Source organism: Pseudonocardia sp. UM4_GMWB1 (assembly GCF_017312155.1).
Classification (GTDB): domain Bacteria; phylum Actinomycetota; class Actinomycetes; order Mycobacteriales; family Pseudonocardiaceae; genus Pseudonocardia; species Pseudonocardia alni.
The window spans coordinates 151184-167238 of sequence record NZ_QJPN01000002.1; the positions used below are offsets into that span (position 1 = coordinate 151184).

The following is a 16055-nucleotide window of genomic DNA, read 5'->3' on the forward strand; positions in this document are numbered from 1 at the left end:
GGGAGGTATCCGATGTCCATCACCGTGTGCGGGCCCGCCTGCACCACCGAGATCAAGAACAGCGGCCGGCCCTGCGGGGACCCCCAGATCTCCTCTGTGGGGGCGGTGCTCGAGACCTACGAGCACAACGGCTACGACGACAGCGACTTCCTCGCCGTGGTCTGGGACGGCGAGCAGGTCACCACTCGCGAGTACGCCAGCACGCGGGGCTGGACCTACCACAACACCGCCTCGGTCGACGCGACGCCGCAGGTCCGCGAGGCCGCCCTGGCCTGGTACCGGCGCCAGCTGGCGCCGCAGCTGATCGAGCGCGCGCGGGCGCGCGCCAGCGCACCCCGGGTGGGCCGCCGGGTGCGGTCGCTGACCCGGCGCGGCAAGAACATCGGGGTCACCGGGGAGGTCCGCTGGATCGGCCCGGACCGCTACGCCCGCGGCACCGGTGAGCGCGTCGGGATCCAGCCCGCCGGCGAGGACGGGTTGCGGTTCCTGCCCGCCGGCAGCGTCGAGGTGCTCGACCCGGAACCGGTCGACGAGCAGACGCTGCACGCCTCCGCCGTGGCCGCCCGACCCGTCACCTGGCGCTGTGCCCTCGACGACCTGCGCGGCCGGGCGGTGGCCTCGTGAGCAGCGTCGCCACCCTCAACCGGCGCCGCTGCCACCCGCGCGCGTTGATCGTGCACGACCTGCTGGTCACGGCCCGCACCGCCCGGCTCACCGCCGCAGAGCAGGGTGTGCTGCGACGGGCCCCGGTCCGCCTCGCCGATGGCCGCCTGGCCCGGCTCGAGGGTGTGTGCCCGGACGGCTGCCACCGCGCCCGTCAACGCCCGCAGCCCTACGGGGTCGCCCCGGCCGCCGACGGCTACGTGGTCACCGCCGCGAACGGTGAACGCATCGGCTGCCTCAGCGCCTACGACCTGACCGGGACCGGCCTGGCCACCCGCTGAAACGCCGCCGACCGTGCCGCCCCGCGTGCGGGGCAACCCGTTGAACCGTCCCATGCGAAAGGGAACTGTCATGAACCAGCAGAGCAGCACCGATCAGGCCGTGATCGCGCACCTGGCGTGGGTGTTCGGCAACGGCTGGACCGCAGCCGAGGCCGGTCCGACGATGGCCTGCATGGAAGCTGATGCGCTCGCCGCCGCCATCGCCGCAGGTGGACACATCGACGACGCGGCGGTGTGGCTGCGTGGACACGCGGCCGCCGACAACGAGGAGGACGACACCCACTGGGGCTTGTCCACGGCCGCGCTGCGCGACTACGCCCTGCTGCTGGCCGGAGAGGGCTCGATCGTCACCGTCCTGCGCCAGGCGCTGCACGACGCGCTGCCCGCCGAGGAGCACGCGCTGCGCGAGACCTTCCCAGCCACCACGACCACGCTCGACCGGCTCGCCACCGGCACGGTCGACCCCGCCGCCCTGGTAGTGCTGCTGGCCCGGCCGGTGCGGTCCTGGAGCGCGGCCGAGGACGAGTTGACGGCGGTGCAGTCGTGAGCAGCGATCTGACTGACCTCACTGGGCTGGTCACGCGGTATGCGACCGCGCACGCGGCGCTGGTCGCCCACCCCGATTTCGAGGCGGGCTGCCCCCCGGATCGGCTCTACCACGCCCGCGACGACGCCGCGGTCGAGGTGGCAGAAGCGGTGACACGCCTCCTCGACGCACAGGGGGCTCAGGACAGCCCGGTGGGCTTGTCCCCCGCCGACCACCACGATCCCACCCAGGAGCCGGTAGACGCCGTCGAGCACATGCGGGTGCAGGACGCGATCGAGCAGCGGCCCCGGGCCGCAGACGCACCGGCGTCGTGGGTCGCCCGAATCACCGGCCCGTGCTGGATTGTCGACGGCAACGACGTGTGGGAGCAGCCGCATTACCCCGGTTCGTTCGCCGCCGCGCAGGCCGCCCAACGGGCCGCCGACGAGGACGGCAACGACCCCCGTCCCATCCGGCAGCTCGACCAGGAGTGTTGGGCTGCAGCCCGGGACGGCTACTTGGTTGAGGACGACGATCTGGGCTTGGTCCACCACTGCACCGAGGGAGAAGCCCGCGCGGCGGCTGGTCCTGCAGGAGACGACACCGCACCGCCCACCGGGCCGGCGTCGGGTTCGGTCGACGTGGAGGGTCTGCACCCCTCCCACCGCAGCTGAGCTGCAGCAACGACCACCGCGCTGAGGCAGCGCAGCTACGCCGCGCTGCTTCTGGTTCGAGAGGTGTCGGGCCGAGGGTGCGGGCGTGCTTCTCGCGCGTCCAGGGCGCGGTTCGCGTCGCTGTCGCGACAGCCCTGGCGGGCTGCCCTGGACCCGCGAGCCTCTACACGCCCTTCGGGCACGCCCCAAGGGGCAGGCGCACGGCCTGCCCCACCGGGCGGCCCGCCACCGAACCCCTTTTCCCGCCGCGCACCGTGCGGATCTCACGAACGGAGACCACCTCTGATGAGCACTCAGACCAGCACTGATGTGTCCCGCAATCGCTTTGATCGGTGCGATGCTGATCCCCGCGGCCGAGAGGGGGATCACCGCATGGCACGCACCCGAACCCGCGCACGGCGCCAGGATCCGGAGGTGGTGCGGCTGCGCCGGGTTGCGCTCGATGCGGCCGCCGCCGGGCTGTTCGTGTTCCCGGTCCAGCCCGGGGGCAAGCTCCCGGCCGTGCCGCGGCACAGCGCCGAGCGCTGCCGCGGTCGGGGGATCTGCGCCGAGGGGCATCAGGGCTGGGAGCAGCGCGCCACCCGCGACCGGGCCCAGATCTGCCGCTGGTGGTCCGGCGACGCATCGGCCCGATTTAACGTCGGGATCGCCTGCCGGCCGTCGGGGATCGTGGTCATCGACCTCGACACCAGCACCGAACCCCTCGCCGACTGGGGCGGGGCGACCACTGGCCGTGAGGTTCTCGACCAGCTCACCGCCCGGCACGGCCACACGCTGCCCGACACCTACTCGACGGTGACCCCGACCGATGGCGAGCACCTCTACTACCGGATGCCCGACGGGTTGGAGCTGCGCAACACCCACGGCGGGCACGGGCACAGCCTGGGCCCGCTGATCGACACCCGAGCGGCCGGTGGGTTCGTCGTCGGTGCCGGCAGCGTCCGCCCCGAGGGGGCCTACTTCGTGGCCGAGCACGGCCGGATCGCCGAGCTGCCCGACTGGCTGGCCGCGCTGCTGACCCCTCCCCCGCCGCCGGAGCCGCGCCGGGGCGAGGCCCTCGTCCTGCCGACCCGGCGGGCGAATGCCTACGTGGCCGCGATCCTGGCCGGCGAGACCGCCGCCGTCGAACAGGCACCGAAGGGGCAGCGCCAGATCACCCTGCTCGGCGCGGCCCGCGCCCTGGGCCGCCTCGTCGGGGGCGGGGAGCTCGACGCCGACAACGCCCACGCCCTGCTGCTCGACGCCGCGGCGGTCCACATCGGCGTCGACGAGTTCACCCAGGCCGAAGCAGAACGCACCGTCACGCGGGGGATGGCGTTCGGCGCTCGATCCCCGAGGCGTATCGACCGCCGCCACAGCACCGCCGCCACCGAGAGTCCCGATGCTGCAGGTGGGGAGGCGTCGTGACCCGCCGCTGGCACGCAGTGCGGGTGCACTGGCCCGACGGCCGCACCCACGACGACCAGATCCGCGGCCACACCGCCGGTGAGGCGATCGCCGCCGCGACCGCCAACTGGATCACCGAGAACCCGCACGGGCGCGCGGACCGGATCGAGTACCTCTCCCGCCCCGCCGAGCTCGGCGACCGGGATCCCGCCGGCGGCGAGACCACCAGGTAGCCGGCGGGGTGCGCCTCGAGGTCGTGGCGGGGGGTGACTGCCGCACCCTGCACGCCCGAGAGGGCCCCGGCGATGAACGCGTGCTGACGCCATCCGGGCGGGATCACCGCGCCGGCGAGGCACCGACGGCCGCGGGTGGGCAGTGGTGATCCCACACCGGATGGGCCAGCGCGAACCCACGCCCGGGGCCCACCCGGTCGTGCCCAGAGGAGGTGCTGTCCCCCACCGCCACGACCTGGAGGCAGCACATGACCGTTCACGAACCCACCACCGAACCCGCCCAGACCGCCGCAACGCTGGGCGAGTTCATTCCGGACCGGGTCACCCTCCACCGGTGCCCCTGCTCGACCCGGTCGGTGGCCCTGCACCCGGCCGATCGCGCGGGCCGGATCGTGGCCGATCCCGACTGGGGCGAGCACCAGACCGTGACCTGCGGTCAGTGCGGCCGCTATGGGCGGCTCGACCCCGACGACCCGGAGAACGCGACGGTGGTGGTGCTCGGCAGGGCGCCGCTGCCCGCGGGCTGCCGCGACTGCGGCGCCGAGCACGGCGAACCCTGCCGAGAACCGTTCTGCCCCGGCCAGGACGTCCTCGACCCCCACCCCGGTCCTAACCGGGCCGGCGGCGAGCCGGCGGTCTACCAGGCAGCCGCGCTGCTCGGCGACGTTCCCTCGACGACGCGGATCTGGCGGCACTGGGCCAGCCGGCTGCTCGACCCGTCGAGCGGGCGCGGGGGCCGCGCGGCGGCGCGGTCGGCGATGCAGGCCACCCGGGAGGCCCGGCGGCTGCGCCGCGGCTTGCGCCGCGGACCGGCCACCGTCACGGCCGGAGCCGACGACGGCGACGTCTGTGAGCTGCTCGAGTTCCTCGGCGGCCGCGGCGGTGTGGGGGATCAGCAGCAGGCGGTGTTCGCGCTGCGGGTGGTGCAGGGCTGGGGTGACTCGACGGCCGCGGAGCTGCTCGCCGCGGCAGCGGTCTGGCGGGCCGAGGGCCGCGCCCCGTTCTGATCTGAGCAGCCACCCCGGATCCGGGTCGTGGGTCCGGGGTGGGTCTCCCCTTGGGGTGTGCTCGGTCGGTGCGACTGGACCGCCCGAAGGTCAGCACACCCGGGCCGGGGCGAGCGCCGATGATCCGCCGCCGACCCGCCCGGGTGAGACCGCCTGATCGGTTCCAGTGGGCGGCCGGTGCCGGTATGCCGGTCCCCGACTCCAGTCTGGCCGTGCCCCGTGGGCGTGGGCTCCACCTGCCCTCCGGTGCCGGACGTGGGCGTGTGCACCCCGGGGCGGGTGGCGGGTGCGCCGTGGGCACGCCGGGCGGTCTCACACCGGTCGGGCCAGCACCAGATCCCCGCCGTCCCTACCGGGACCCCGGCCCGGGCGTGCTGAGGCTGCGCCGCGTTCCAGCCGCACCGACCGAGCACACGGAGGTATCCGAGATGGCCGAGAAGTTCCGCATGGAGAACGGGTTGCTGCTCAGCGACACCACGATGGTCGAGTTCGCCGACGGGTGCGCCGACGCGGGCACCTTCGTGCCCGGCACCCACGAGGCAGGGGAGGTCGTGCCCTGCCCGGGCTGCGACGGCGAGCACCGCATTGCGTCCGTGCTCCAGGTCGAGGTCGCCCACAACATCACCGTCACCAAGGCCGAGCCCGCCGACGACGACGACGAGCCCGGCACCTGACCAACCCTCGCCCGCCCGGGGCCGGCCCACCACCGGCCCCGGGCGGAGCCCTGCCAGGAGGAACCTCATGACATCGCTGTCTCTGCCAGAACATCAGCGTCTGCGGCGCGACGCGGCCGCCGTCCTGGAGTCCCAGCCCGGCGATGACCGGATCAGCCGGGCCGTCAAGACGGGGCTCGAGTACGCACTCGCCGACCACGAGGACCCGGAAAAGGTCTGCTCGGGCGAGGACTGCCTCGCCGTGGCGGCCGCGCGCCGGGTCCTGGCCCAGTACGGGCCACCCGAGCCCCAGCCGGAGCCCGGGGAAGCCGAGCTGGAGCCCTGACCTCGGACTTTCTGCACCGCACACCCAGGGGCAACGCCCACACACCCGTGACTGACAGGAGAGATCGGCATGAGTGACACCCGCAGGGCCGCGTGGGACTCCCCCACGCGGCCCAGATCGACGCCCGGATGGTCGAGCTCGGCATGGCCGACAGCAGCGAGATCGCCCCGGGGTCGGGGTTCTACTACGGCGACATCATGGCGCCGGAGCACTACGAGGCCTACGCGGTGCGTGACCTCGGCCTGATGCCCGACGGGTCGTTCCGCGCCCCGGCCGTGGGCCGCGCCGCGGCCAGGCTCGAGGATGCCTGTGTCGAGCGGATGGCCGCCCGCGACCAACGCGACTTCTTCGGGGACCAGTCACTGGCCGCCTTGGACCGGGTCTGCCACGCCAACGTGGCCGTGCACCGCGCCGAGCAGGCCCTCGCCGAGGCCGAGCAGCGTGAGGCCGCCGGGGAGCTCGACGTTGACGGGGATGCCCGCCTCCGGCTCGCCGATGACGAGCAGCTGCTGCACCACAGCATCGCCATGCAGAACCAGGCCGAGCGCGAAGCCGAGCCCGGCAACTGACCCGCCGCAGCCTGCGGCGCCGGCCGCCAGGGCGGCGGCCCGGCAGTCGATGAGACCCGCATGTGCCCGGGGTGGCCACCACCCCGGGCACACCCATTTCCACCCCCCTTTCTCCTGCGATCCGCGAGGTGTCCTGATGTCCATCACCCACATCCGCCTGTCCATCCCCGGCCCGATGCCGGGCCCGGACCCGCTCGCCGAGACCCGCACCGCGCGGGCGGTCCTGCTGCGGCTGGTCGAGCACGGGGGGACCGCCCTGGAGCAGTTCATCCGGCAGGCCGGGCCCCGTGCGGCGGCCGAGCAGCTCTACACCGGCGAGATCCCCGAGGCGCTGGCCGAGCACGTGACCCGCGGGCAGGTGTGGGCCGCGGCCGCAGGGGCGGCCGCCGACGTCGAGACCGGTTCCCGGTGCGGGGCACGGTTGCTGATCCCCGAGGACGACCAGTGGCCCACCACCACGGCCTTGAGCGGCACGGTGGGGTTGTGGGTGCGTGGCCAGGCCGACCTGGCGGTCCTGTCCGCGGAGATGGTGTGTGTGACCGGGGCGCGCGCGGCCAGCAGCTACGGCACCCACGTTGCTGCTGATCTCGCCGGCGGGCTCGCCGCCCGGGGCTACGCGGTGGTGGCCGGGGCCTCCTTCGGGATCGAGGCCGCTGCGCATCGGGGTGCCCTGGCCGGGCGCGGGACCACGGTGGCCGTGCTGTCGTGCGGTATCGACCGGGCCTACCCGGTCGCGCACGAGAACCTGCTCGAGCGGATCGCGCAGACCGGGCTGCTGGTCAGCGCCGAGCCGCCCGGGGCCACGATGAGCCGCCGCCGTGTGATCGCCCGTAACCGGCTACAGGCCGCCCTCGCAGACGCCACCGTGGTCGTGGAGGCCGGCGCCCGCTCCGGGGCCCTGCACACCGCCGAGGCCGCGCGCGGCTTCGGCGCAGCCGTGATGGCTGTGCCCGGTCCAGCCACATCGGTCCTGTCGGCCGGGCCACACCAGCTGCTCCGGCAGGGCGCGACGCTGGTCACCAACTGCGCCGACGTGGTCGACGCGCTCGGCCTGGAGCCGTAGGGCCTGCTCGGTGCCGGCCGGGGTGGTGTGGTCGCCAGCTCGGTGCTGGTGGGCACCGGCGGTGGCCGTCGGTGCCGGTAGCGGTGCGGGTGGGGCCTCCGGTGGTCGGCACGGCTGGATCGCCCGGAGGTCAGCACACCCGTGCCGGGGCACGCGCCGATGAGCCGCCGCCGACCCGTGCGGGTGATACCGCCCGCGGGCGTCACCCGGCTAGGCGCGGCGGCATCCCCGTGGCCGGCCGCACAGCGGGATCCGGCCCGGCCCGCTGGTCACCGTCGCCGGTCGCCGGGCAGGCACGCGAGCGCCAACCGGGCGGGCGGGGTCGGGTTCGTCGGGGTCGGGAGGTGGTCTCACCCGCACGGGCCAGCACCGGCTCCCCGACGTCCCTTCGGGACCCCGGCACGGGCGTGCTGAGGCTGCGCCGCGTTCCAGCCGCACCGACCACCGGAGGCCCAGATGAGCACGGTCACTACTTCCAGCGCCATCGAGTTCAGCCCCGTCCTGGGGCACCACGTCTACGCCGGGACTGACGTGCCGGTTCTGACCCGGCGTGAGGCCGAGATCGCCGCCGATCTCGTCGAGGACGAGCTGCTCGGCGGGCTGGAGCCTGCGGTCGGCAGCTACGGCGACGAGGAGCCGGCCTTCTGAGGGCGGCGACAGGTCCTGCCGGGCCCGAGCTCGCGCGCTATCGGCGCGCGGACACCGCACGCACGATCGGGAGGAGAAGCCACGATGGCATCAGCAGCGAAGGGCAGCGACCAGCTCGGCGAGCTGGACCAGGTGACACGGGCCGCGATCGGGCCCCGCCGGGTCGGGGGGATCTACCGCAGCGGCTACCTGGACTGCCAGTACCGGGTCGAGGAAGTCTTGACCGGGGAGGTGGCCTGGGCGGTGATCCCGTTCTCGGATTTCGCCCTGGTCGAGGTCGACCTCACCGGGCCGCGGGCGGGGCGGTCGCGGGTGCACTGCACCGCCTGGGACTCCCGCCGCGACGAGATCGTCGAGATGCCCGAGCGTCACCGCCCGGAGGGCACCGACCCGGCGCCGTAGACGCCGCAGCCCGCGCCGGTGGCGGCTGCCGCCAGCAATCCACGCCCGGCCGCGAGGCCGGGCCAGGTAGGCGACGCCGGGAGCGACCCGCCGGTGCCCGGGCAGGTCGGCCATCAGCGCGGGGTCCGAGGAGAGCGGCCGCGCCGGGGCGCGGCCATCGGCCCTACCGGGCCGCGCGCCAGAGCAGGCCGGGATCTCGGCCAGGCCGGGCGGGCGGCGGTGGGGTGGGGCCGCTCAAGGCCGCGGCGGGCCGAGAACCCCGAGGGACCCGCCTGCGGCGGGGCGGATGGGCCTGTCGGCCCTAAAGCTAAGCACGGCCTCACTCAACATCAAGGGCGCTCCGCTGGCGCTCCGCGTCGCCTTCGGCGACAGCCTTCGGGCTGCCCTTGACGTCGAGCCTCGGAGGCCGTGCAACCGCCGCGAAGCGGCAGCGGGGCAAGGCGCCCGCTACCCATCACGGGCCGACAAGCCCACCCGCTACCGAGCACCGGCCAGCGAAGGAGTGCAGTCACGATGAACACCCAGACCGCCGAAACCACCACGATCGACGCTGCCGAGGAGATGGGCCAGGTGGCCGACCTGATTGCGGCGGGTGCGACGCGCGAGGCGCGACGCCGTACCGCGCGGCTCGCCGACACGGCGACGGTGAGCACTCGCGCGCTGCTGGGCGAGATCCTCGCCGCCCTGGAGACCCACCCGGCGGTCACCATTGCGAAGCTGCGGGACCTGTGGAAGGTCAGCGACGAGGACGGGCGCGCGCTGGTGCTGGCGTGCGTGCCGCACGCGGAGCGCCGCGCCGAGGCCGCCAAGCAGGCCGAGCGGATGGCCCAGGCGACCCGCGCGGAGCGGCGCGAGTACGCCCGCCGCCGACCGGGCGCGGTGGTCACCCGCCAGGGCAGCCCGCAGCCGCGGCGCGGCCAGCGCGCCACCGACAACGACACCGCGTCGCGGCGCTACTTTGACGAGCGGGTCGACCCGGCCGAGGTCACCGACGAGCAGTCGGATTACCAGCAGCTCGACTACGACCTCGCCGCCGTGCCGCCCATGCGGGGCCTGCCGTGCGTGGCCGCACCGTGCGGGGTCGAGCGGTCGACCCGTGACCAGCAGCGCAGCCACGACGACGGGTTGTGCGAGGACTGCCGCGACAGCGGCACGGCCGGACTGGCGATCCTGCCCGCCACCGCGACCCGGGCCGAGGTCCTGATCGCGCGCTGCGAGTACATCGCCGCCACGTCGGCGACCCCGGCCGAGCGCAACGCCCGGCTCAACCGCGACTGGCGGTGCCTGCGCACCGAGGACAAGTTCACCGTGTCCGACTGGCACGCCCGCCAGCCCGCCTGACCCGCACCACCGAGAAAGGGGCCCCGCCACGGCGGGGCCCCTTTGGCGTGTGCCCGGCCGACGCGGAACGAGCCCCCCGGGCCGGTCGGTCGGCGGCACGCTGTCGCCGCACCACGGGTCCGCCGGCGGAGCGGATTCCGCGGCCGCCGGCGGATCCGCGAGGCGCTCAGGGCCGCGCCGGGCCGAGCGTTCGGCGGACCCGCCTGGCGGCGGCACAGCCCCGTCCGCGTGGCCACCGAGTCGGCGGGCCGGCGTACGGCGGCGTCGGCCTATGCGGGGGTCTGGTCGGCGGCGTCGGGGGCCGGGGTGGCCGGCGGGATGGCCGCCGGGGTGTCGCCCGCGTCCGCTGTCGGGGCCTGTTGGGCTGTGTCGTTGGCGGCGCGCGCCTGCGGCGCGGCCGCTGTGGCGGCAGCCCCGGCCGGGGGCCGTGCCTGCCGCAGGAGGGTCCGCACCCGCTTGACCGCGAGACCGAACATCGCGGCCAGGTCGTCGACCTTGCGGCCGGAGCGGTTGAGCTCGGCGAGGATCTCGCGCTGCCGCTGCTCGATCTCACCGAGCCCGGCATCGGCGTCGTCGCTCACGCGCCGACTCTGCGCCTCGAGGTCGGCCAGCGCGGCGTCCCGCTCGGCAACGACCTGGGCCGCCTCGGCGTCCGCACGCGCGTAGCGCTCGAACGCCTCGTCCTCACGCCGCCGGCGTTCGGCCTCCTCGGCATCGAGCCGATCCCGGGCCGCCGCCAGCTCGGCCACTCGGTCCCGAACCTGCCGGTCCGTCTTCGTCCTGCCCTTGCCTGCCAACGTGCCCCACCTCTGCGGTTCCTCTGACCCTCACGAGCCTGTTCTGGGCCACTCAGTGCTGACCCCGAAGGCGCTCGCAGGGTCACCAGTCGGTGCCCCTGCAGCGTCGAGAACGGTCACCAGTTCCTTGCCGTTCCCGTCCACCTCACCGTTCTTCTGTCCCTCCTTCAGACAGTCCCTACTCGTCCCACTCCTCCTAGATGTGGAACGACAGTAGAACGACAGCGGGTCGGCGCCACGAGATGGCAGTCCCGCGACGCCCTGGTGCACGCTGACCGCAGTTCGCGGATCGAGATCAATTCCGTCTCGGGTAACCGTTCGTCACGTCGATCATCGCGGGCCAGCTACAGGAACTCGGTGCTGCGTTGGTGCCTGCGGTTCACGCTGCCTTCCGGGTGGCGGGAAGCTCCGCGAGTACCTCGGCCGGCGTGCGGTCGCGAGGCCCGCGGTTGTATGGGAGCGCGGACAGGAACGACGCCATTGTGCAGCTGTCTGTGAGCGCGGAGACGGTGAGTCCGGCCCCGATTCCGCCGGCGAGCAGACGTGCCCTCGGCGCACGCAGTCCCGCGGTCAGTCCTGCGAGCACGAGCGTTCCGGCGACGAGACGGACCTGGCGCTCCAGCGCCCACCGGGCGCGGCCACGCACAACGTCCCCGCCGACACCGGAGTACGCGGAGATGCCGCCGGTGAGGATATGCACGCGCTCGGATCCGACCCCGGCGAGACGCTGGTGAGCCTGCGCGGCCCGCGTCCCGGACTGGCAGACGAGGACGACTTGCCGGTCGAAGTGAGCGGCGAGCTGCTCGGTGTGCTCATTGACCATGTCCAGCGGCACGTTGTAGGAACCGCGGATGTGCACGGTCTCGAACTCCGTGGGGCTTCGCACGTCGATGACGGTCACGGTGTCGGGATCGCCGAGCCAGTCGCGAACGGTGCGTGCGTCGACGTGGCGGGGGCTGGCGTGGGCCACAGGGGCGTCCTTGTCGGTAGGGGTCGTGGGATGGATGGTCGCTGAGCCGGCCGCCGCGGTCGGGCCCGGGTCGGCGAGATGGCCGAGTCGAGGCGCACTCACGGGCGGACGTTGACGGTGGCCATCATTCCGGCGTCCTCGTGGTCGAGGATGTGGCAGTGGTAGACGCTGCGCCCGGAATACGTGGTGAACGGGATGCGGAGCCGGACCCAGCCGCGGGCCGGGACGAGCACGACGTCCTGCGGCACCCCGGTCGGTGGGGTGGCGTCGCTGGACTCGAGCACGGTGAACGGCCAGACGTGCAGGTGGAACGGGTGCGCGAGCGGGCCGGGATTGGTGATCGTCCATTCCTCGGTGGAGCCCAGGGCGATGGTCTGGTCGTCGCGCTTGGGATCGAAGGCGCGGCCGTCGATGGTGAAGGCCATCCCGCCTGCGCCCATGCCCATCTGGAAGGTGATCTGCCGCCGCCCGGTCACCGGCCCTGGGGCGGGCGCCTCGGCGAGCAGTGCGGTGGGCAGCGGCGGTGCGGTGACCGGCGCCCCGGCGGTGACCATGGTGGCGAGGGTGACGGGCCCGCTGCTCGCGGCGGCGCCGCCCATCATCGCGCCCATGCCACCACGGTCGACGGCGTCGGCGATCAGCGGGTAGCGGCCGGTGCCGGTGGGGCGGACGATCACGTCGGCCCGGTTGCCCGGGGCGAGCATCACCCGGTCCGCGTCGACCGGGGCGGGCAGGAACGTGCCGTCCTGGGCGACCCGGACGAGCTGGTGCCCGTCGAGGCGGATGCTCAGTACCCGCGACACACAGCCGTTGACGACCCGCCAGCGCTGCGTCCCGCCGGGAACGGCGGGGATGACGGGCTGGTGCTGGCCGTTGACCAGGACCAGCTCGCCTTGGCGGCCCATCGCCCGGTCCATCGCGCTCACCTCGACCAGCCCGCCGTCACCGTCGAGGGTGGTGTCGGTGACCAGCAGCACCCGGTCCTCGACCACCGCCAGGTCGGGGTCGGCGCCCGCCGGGGCGACCAGCAGCGCACCGGCGAGCCCGCCGAAGATCTGATCGGCCACCATGCCGTGGTGGTGCGGGTGGTACCAGAAGGTGCCGGCCGGGTGATCCTCCGGGATCCGGTAGAGGTAGTCGAACGAGGTGCCGGGGTCGACCCGCAGGAACGGGTTGTCGCTGTTGCCCTCTGGGGACACCCGCAGCCCGTGGGTGTGCAGGTTGGTGGGCTCGTCGAGCCGGTTGGTCAGGCGCACCGCGAGCTCGTCACCGGGGTGCACCCGCAGCGTCGGCCCGGGTGCGGTGCCGTTGAAACCCAGGCCCTGGGTGTCCCGACCGGCCAGCCGCACCCCCGCCGCGGCGGTGAGCTCGACCTGCAGCCGCCCGCCCGCACTGTCCAGGACCTGCGGTTGGCGCAGCTCTGCGCCGGTGTCGGCGGGCCGCAGCCGGCTGCCCGTACCGGAGCCGATCCAGCCCGTCGCACCGGTGGCGACGGCGGCGGCGCCGAGCCCGCCCAGGACGATCGCGCGGCGCCGGCTGATCGGTGCCGGGGTCACGCCAGCTCGTCGCGGCGCTTGCGGTACTCGTCGTCGTCGATCTCGCCGCGGGCGTAGCGCTCGTCGAGGATCTGCCGTGCCGAGGTCGGCCCCGCCGCCGCGGCGGTGTCCGCGCCGGGTCGGCGGTTCTGGGTGAGCCGGTAGGCGAGGTAGCCCAGCAGCACCAGGCCGATCAGCACCAGTACCGGCCAGATCCAGAACCATCCCATCATCGAGCCGTCCATCATGGTCGTTCCACTCCCGTCGTCTCGTCGTGCCTGTTTTGGTCTGCGGGTCAGTCGCTGGTGAGTGCGTCGAGTGCGGCCCGGATGCGTACCCCGGCCTCGTCCGCGACGGGGCGCAGGTCTTCGCGTTCGGGGATGGTGACCATGACCTGCGGGTCCAGGGCGGAGACGATGCTGCGGTCGTCGCCGTCGGCGCGGACCACGACGTTGCAGGGCAGCAGCAGCCCGATCTGCCGGTCGACGTCGAGGGCGCGGTGGGCGAGCTGGGGGTTGCAGGCGCCCAGGATGACGTAGGGCTCCATGTCGTGGTCGAGCTTCTCCTTGAGGGTGGCGCGGGCGTCGATCTCGGTGAGCACCCCGAACCCCTGCTCGGCCAGGGCCGCCTTGACCGCGGGGACCGCCTGGTCGTAGGGCAGATCCAGGGTGATCGTCATGCTGTAGTCCATTGCGAATGCTCCATTCGTCAAGTTGTCGGTCGTGTGTGTGTCAGCCGCTGCTCAGTGCGGCCGGGGCGAGCAGCGCGGCGGCGGCGACGCCGACCGCGACGGCCAGGATCAGGTAGGCGAACCCGCGCCGCAGCGCCGCGGCCGGGAGCTGGTTCGCCACGCGCCCGGCGGCCAGCGACGCGAGCAGGGCGGCGCCGGCGAACACGGCGATCACGCCGTAGTCCACGCTCGCGGCGTCGGCGGCGTGCGCGGACAGCCCGGCCAGCGAGGTGATCGTGACGATCACCAGCGAGGTGGCGATGGCCTCTGCGGCGCTCAGCCCGAGCAGCAGGGTCAGGGCGGGAACGATGAGGAAACCGCCCCCCACCCCGAACAGCCCGGTCAGCACCCCGACCCCGGCGCCGGCGGCGAGCGCCTTGGGCAGGCAGCTGCGCCAGTCGACCCGCCCGTCGCGGATCCGACACGCGCCGCCGGTCGCCTCCTCGGGGTTGCCGCGCAGCATCCGGGCCGCGACGACGACCATCAGCACCGAGAACGCCACCAGCAGCCACCGGTCGGCGATCAGGCGGCCGAGCGCGGCCCCCGCGAACGCGGTGGGAATGCCCGCCGCGCCGAACACCAGCGCTACCGGCCACCGGATCATGCCGGACCGCAACCTCGCTGCCACGCCGCCGGCCGCCGACACGGACACCACCAGCAGCGACCCGAACACCGCGGCCGCCACCGGTTGGCCGACCCCGTAGACCAGGGCCGGGACGGCCAGGATCGAGCCACCCGCACCGAGCAGCCCCAGCGCGGCGCCGATGACCAGGCCGAACACGCCGGCGAGGATCACCGTGCCCGCCTTGGGCCACGGGTCCGGGACCTGCTCACGAGGTGGGTGTCAGCGGGACACCGGCATCCGCGGCGTCGTCGAACATGTCGTCGATGACCACCACCGTCCGCCCGGCGCGGGCCAGCAGCGACGCGGCCGCGGTGGCGCGGTAGCCGCTGCCGCAGTGCACCCACACCGCGCCGTCGGGCACCTCGGCGAGCCGGGCGTCCAGCTCGGGCAGCGGGACGTGCACCGCGCCGCGGACGTGCGAGGCGGCCCACTCGGTGCCCAGCCGGACGTCGAGGACCACCTGAGCGGGCGGCAGGTCCGCGACCCGCCGACCGGACAGCTCCGCGGCCAGGTCGGCGAAACTCGCGCTCGGCAACCCAGCCAGCTGGGCCGCGTCGGCCAGGTCCCCGGGCTCACCGGTGGCGGCGGCCACGACGTGGTCGACGCCGATACGGACCAGCTCACGCTGGGCCTGCGCGACCTGCGCGCGGTCCTCACCGAGCAGGGTGATCGGTGCGTCGTGGGGGGCCATCCAGCCCAGCCAGGTCGCCATCGGCCCGTCCAGGCCGAGGCTCACCGTTCCGGTGAGGTGCGAGTCGAGGTAGGCCTTGCGGTGGCGCAGGTCGACCACCCACTCCCCGTCGGCCAGGCGGCGCGCCAGCTCGGCCGGGTCGGCGATGGTCGGCGGGCGCAGGTCGACCGGCGCCGGTCCGGCGGTGTTGAGCGCGCCCATGTGCGCGTAGTAGGCGGGGTAGGCACCCAACCCGGCCAGCGTGTGGCGGACGAACTCGTCGCGGGCCAACCGCAACACGGGATTGACCTCCTTCTCGTGCCCGACCGTGGAGTCGTTGCCCGAGGCGGGGCTGGCGGTGCAGAAGCTGCCGAACCCGTGGGTCGGCCACACCTGCGCCCCGTCGGGCAACACGTCGGCCATCGACGCGGCCGAAGCATGCTGGGCCCGAGCCAGCGCCTCCGCGTGCTCGTCACCCAGCAGGTCGGTACGCCCGGTGGTGCCGTAGAGCAGCGACCCGCCGGTGAACACCCCCTGCGGCCCGTCCGGGCCCTCCAGCACGTAGGACAGGTGATGGAAGGTGTGCCCCGGGGTGGCCAGCACCCGCAGCCGCAGCCGCGGCGAGGCCTCCAGCACGTCACCGTCGACCACGCCGGTGCGGGCGAACGCCAGATCGTCGCGCGCCGACATCACATAGGCCGCGCCGGTGAGGCGGGCGAGCTCCAGCCCGCCGGAGACGTAGTCGTTGTGCACGTGGGTCTCCACGACGTGCGAGATCCGCACCCCGAGCCGCCCGGCCAGGGCCAGGACCCGGTCCACGTCTCGCTGCGGGTCGACCACCACCGCCACCTCCCCGTCGGTGGCCAGGTAGCTGCGGTCACCCAGCGAGGACGTTTCGATCACGTTGACGTCGATCACGACAGATCTCCTTCGTTT

The 16055-nt window shown here is 74.1% G+C and carries 21 protein-coding genes; 14 read left to right on the forward strand and 7 right to left on the reverse strand.

Annotated features, from left to right (window positions below; translation table 11 throughout):
* The first annotated feature begins 12 nt into the window (after positions 1-12).
* The 14 genes from DMP15_RS28455 (at position 13) to DMP15_RS28520 (ending at position 9792) form a co-directional block, all read left to right on the forward strand.
* Entirely contained in the window at positions 13-624 is a 612-nt protein-coding gene (locus DMP15_RS28455) for a hypothetical protein (RefSeq protein WP_281010743.1), read from the forward strand.
* Complete coding sequence (locus DMP15_RS28460; protein WP_281010744.1) at positions 621-944, forward strand: hypothetical protein; 324 nt, start codon at positions 621-623, stop codon at positions 942-944. Before DMP15_RS28455 ends, DMP15_RS28460 begins: the two co-directional genes overlap by 4 nt.
* Before the next feature lie 70 nt (positions 945-1014).
* Entirely contained in the window at positions 1015-1491 is a 477-nt protein-coding gene (locus DMP15_RS28465) for a hypothetical protein (RefSeq protein WP_281010745.1), read from the forward strand.
* The gene (locus DMP15_RS28470) at positions 1488-2144 is read left to right on the forward strand and encodes a hypothetical protein (protein WP_281010746.1); all 657 of its coding nucleotides are present in this window, start codon (positions 1488-1490) and stop codon (positions 2142-2144) included. Before DMP15_RS28465 ends, DMP15_RS28470 begins: the two co-directional genes overlap by 4 nt.
* 372 nt (positions 2145-2516) lie before the next feature.
* On the forward strand, positions 2517-3551 hold the full coding sequence (locus DMP15_RS28475) for a bifunctional DNA primase/polymerase (RefSeq protein ID WP_281010747.1): 1035 nt from the start codon (positions 2517-2519) through the stop codon (positions 3549-3551).
* Complete coding sequence (locus DMP15_RS28480) at positions 3548-3763, forward strand: hypothetical protein (protein ID WP_281010748.1); 216 nt, start codon at positions 3548-3550, stop codon at positions 3761-3763. Before DMP15_RS28475 ends, DMP15_RS28480 begins: the two co-directional genes overlap by 4 nt.
* A gap of 248 nt (positions 3764-4011) precedes the next feature.
* Complete coding sequence (locus DMP15_RS28485) at positions 4012-4770, forward strand: hypothetical protein (RefSeq protein ID WP_281010749.1); 759 nt, start codon at positions 4012-4014, stop codon at positions 4768-4770.
* A gap of 428 nt (positions 4771-5198) precedes the next feature.
* Positions 5199-5444 (forward strand): hypothetical protein, encoded by a 246-nt coding sequence (locus tag DMP15_RS28490; RefSeq protein WP_281010750.1) that lies wholly within the window; start codon positions 5199-5201, stop codon positions 5442-5444.
* 67 nt (positions 5445-5511) lie between these two features.
* Positions 5512-5769, forward strand: coding sequence for a hypothetical protein (locus DMP15_RS28495; RefSeq protein ID WP_281010751.1), 258 nt, complete (start codon positions 5512-5514; stop codon positions 5767-5769).
* A gap of 92 nt (positions 5770-5861) precedes the next feature.
* The gene (locus DMP15_RS28500) at positions 5862-6338 is read left to right on the forward strand and encodes a hypothetical protein (RefSeq protein ID WP_281010752.1); all 477 of its coding nucleotides are present in this window, start codon (positions 5862-5864) and stop codon (positions 6336-6338) included.
* Between the two features lie 136 nt (positions 6339-6474).
* Positions 6475-7401, forward strand: a complete 927-nt coding sequence (locus tag DMP15_RS28505; RefSeq protein ID WP_281010753.1) for a DNA-processing protein DprA — start codon at positions 6475-6477, stop codon at positions 7399-7401.
* 456 nt (positions 7402-7857) lie between these two features.
* Complete coding sequence (locus DMP15_RS28510; RefSeq protein ID WP_281010754.1) at positions 7858-8049, forward strand: hypothetical protein; 192 nt, start codon at positions 7858-7860, stop codon at positions 8047-8049.
* Positions 8050-8133: 84 nt separating this feature from the next.
* Entirely contained in the window at positions 8134-8451 is a 318-nt protein-coding gene (locus DMP15_RS28515) for a hypothetical protein (RefSeq protein ID WP_281010755.1), read from the forward strand.
* 513 nt (positions 8452-8964) lie between these two features.
* Positions 8965-9792, forward strand: coding sequence for a hypothetical protein (locus DMP15_RS28520; RefSeq protein WP_281010756.1), 828 nt, complete (start codon positions 8965-8967; stop codon positions 9790-9792).
* Positions 9793-10061: 269 nt separating this feature from the next.
* On the opposite strand, the gene DMP15_RS28525 is transcribed toward DMP15_RS28520, so the two are convergent.
* The 7 genes from DMP15_RS28525 to DMP15_RS28555 all read right to left on the reverse strand — a co-directional run bounded on the left by DMP15_RS28525 (position 10062) and on the right by DMP15_RS28555 (position 16037).
* The gene (locus tag DMP15_RS28525; RefSeq protein WP_337826776.1) at positions 10062-10541 is read right to left on the reverse strand and encodes a translation initiation factor IF-2; all 480 of its coding nucleotides are present in this window, start codon (positions 10539-10541) and stop codon (positions 10062-10064) included.
* Positions 10542-10968: 427 nt separating this feature from the next.
* Positions 10969-11559 carry a rhodanese-like domain-containing protein gene (locus DMP15_RS28530; RefSeq protein WP_100877283.1) on the reverse strand — a complete coding sequence of 197 codons (591 nt, stop codon included), beginning with the start codon at positions 11557-11559 and terminating at the stop codon, positions 10969-10971.
* 98 nt (positions 11560-11657) lie between these two features.
* A complete protein-coding gene (locus DMP15_RS28535; RefSeq protein WP_100877282.1) occupies positions 11658-13115 on the reverse strand; it encodes a multicopper oxidase family protein in 1458 nt (485 codons plus the stop codon).
* Positions 13112-13327, reverse strand: a complete 216-nt coding sequence (locus tag DMP15_RS28540; protein WP_337826777.1) for an SHOCT domain-containing protein — start codon at positions 13325-13327, stop codon at positions 13112-13114. The genes DMP15_RS28535 and DMP15_RS28540 overlap by 4 nt, the downstream gene beginning before the upstream one ends.
* A gap of 62 nt (positions 13328-13389) precedes the next feature.
* Positions 13390-13785, reverse strand: coding sequence for a DUF302 domain-containing protein (locus DMP15_RS28545; RefSeq protein ID WP_100877280.1), 396 nt, complete (start codon positions 13783-13785; stop codon positions 13390-13392).
* Between the two features lie 40 nt (positions 13786-13825).
* On the reverse strand, positions 13826-14620 hold the full coding sequence (locus tag DMP15_RS28550; RefSeq protein WP_100877279.1) for a sulfite exporter TauE/SafE family protein: 795 nt from the start codon (positions 14618-14620) through the stop codon (positions 13826-13828).
* Positions 14621-14654: 34 nt separating this feature from the next.
* Positions 14655-16037 carry an MBL fold metallo-hydrolase gene (locus tag DMP15_RS28555; protein WP_100877278.1) on the reverse strand — a complete coding sequence of 461 codons (1383 nt, stop codon included), beginning with the start codon at positions 16035-16037 and terminating at the stop codon, positions 14655-14657.
* Positions 16038-16055 lie beyond the last annotated feature (18 nt).

Bases quoted from the DNA above. Each gene is read 5' to 3' on its own strand.
- DMP15_RS28455 (WP_281010743.1), top strand. From the start codon at position 13: ATGTCCATCACCGTGTGCGGGCCCGCCTGCACCACCGAGATCAAGAAC.
- DMP15_RS28515 (WP_281010755.1), top strand. From the start codon at position 8,134: ATGGCATCAGCAGCGAAGGGCAGCGACCAGCTCGGCGAGCTGGACCAG.
- DMP15_RS28475 (WP_281010747.1), top strand. From the start codon at position 2,517: ATGGCACGCACCCGAACCCGCGCACGGCGCCAGGATCCGGAGGTGGTG.
- DMP15_RS28485 (WP_281010749.1), top strand. From the start codon at position 4,012: ATGACCGTTCACGAACCCACCACCGAACCCGCCCAGACCGCCGCAACG.
- DMP15_RS28545 (WP_100877280.1), bottom strand. From the start codon at position 13,785: ATGGACTACAGCATGACGATCACCCTGGATCTGCCCTACGACCAGGCG.
- DMP15_RS28465 (WP_281010745.1), top strand. From the start codon at position 1,015: ATGAACCAGCAGAGCAGCACCGATCAGGCCGTGATCGCGCACCTGGCG.
- DMP15_RS28495 (WP_281010751.1), top strand. From the start codon at position 5,512: ATGACATCGCTGTCTCTGCCAGAACATCAGCGTCTGCGGCGCGACGCG.
- DMP15_RS28490 (WP_281010750.1), top strand. From the start codon at position 5,199: ATGGCCGAGAAGTTCCGCATGGAGAACGGGTTGCTGCTCAGCGACACC.
- DMP15_RS28510 (WP_281010754.1), top strand. From the start codon at position 7,858: ATGAGCACGGTCACTACTTCCAGCGCCATCGAGTTCAGCCCCGTCCTG.
- DMP15_RS28540 (WP_337826777.1), bottom strand. From the start codon at position 13,327: ATGATGGGATGGTTCTGGATCTGGCCGGTACTGGTGCTGATCGGCCTG.
- DMP15_RS28505 (WP_281010753.1), top strand. From the start codon at position 6,475: ATGTCCATCACCCACATCCGCCTGTCCATCCCCGGCCCGATGCCGGGC.
- DMP15_RS28520 (WP_281010756.1), top strand. From the start codon at position 8,965: ATGAACACCCAGACCGCCGAAACCACCACGATCGACGCTGCCGAGGAG.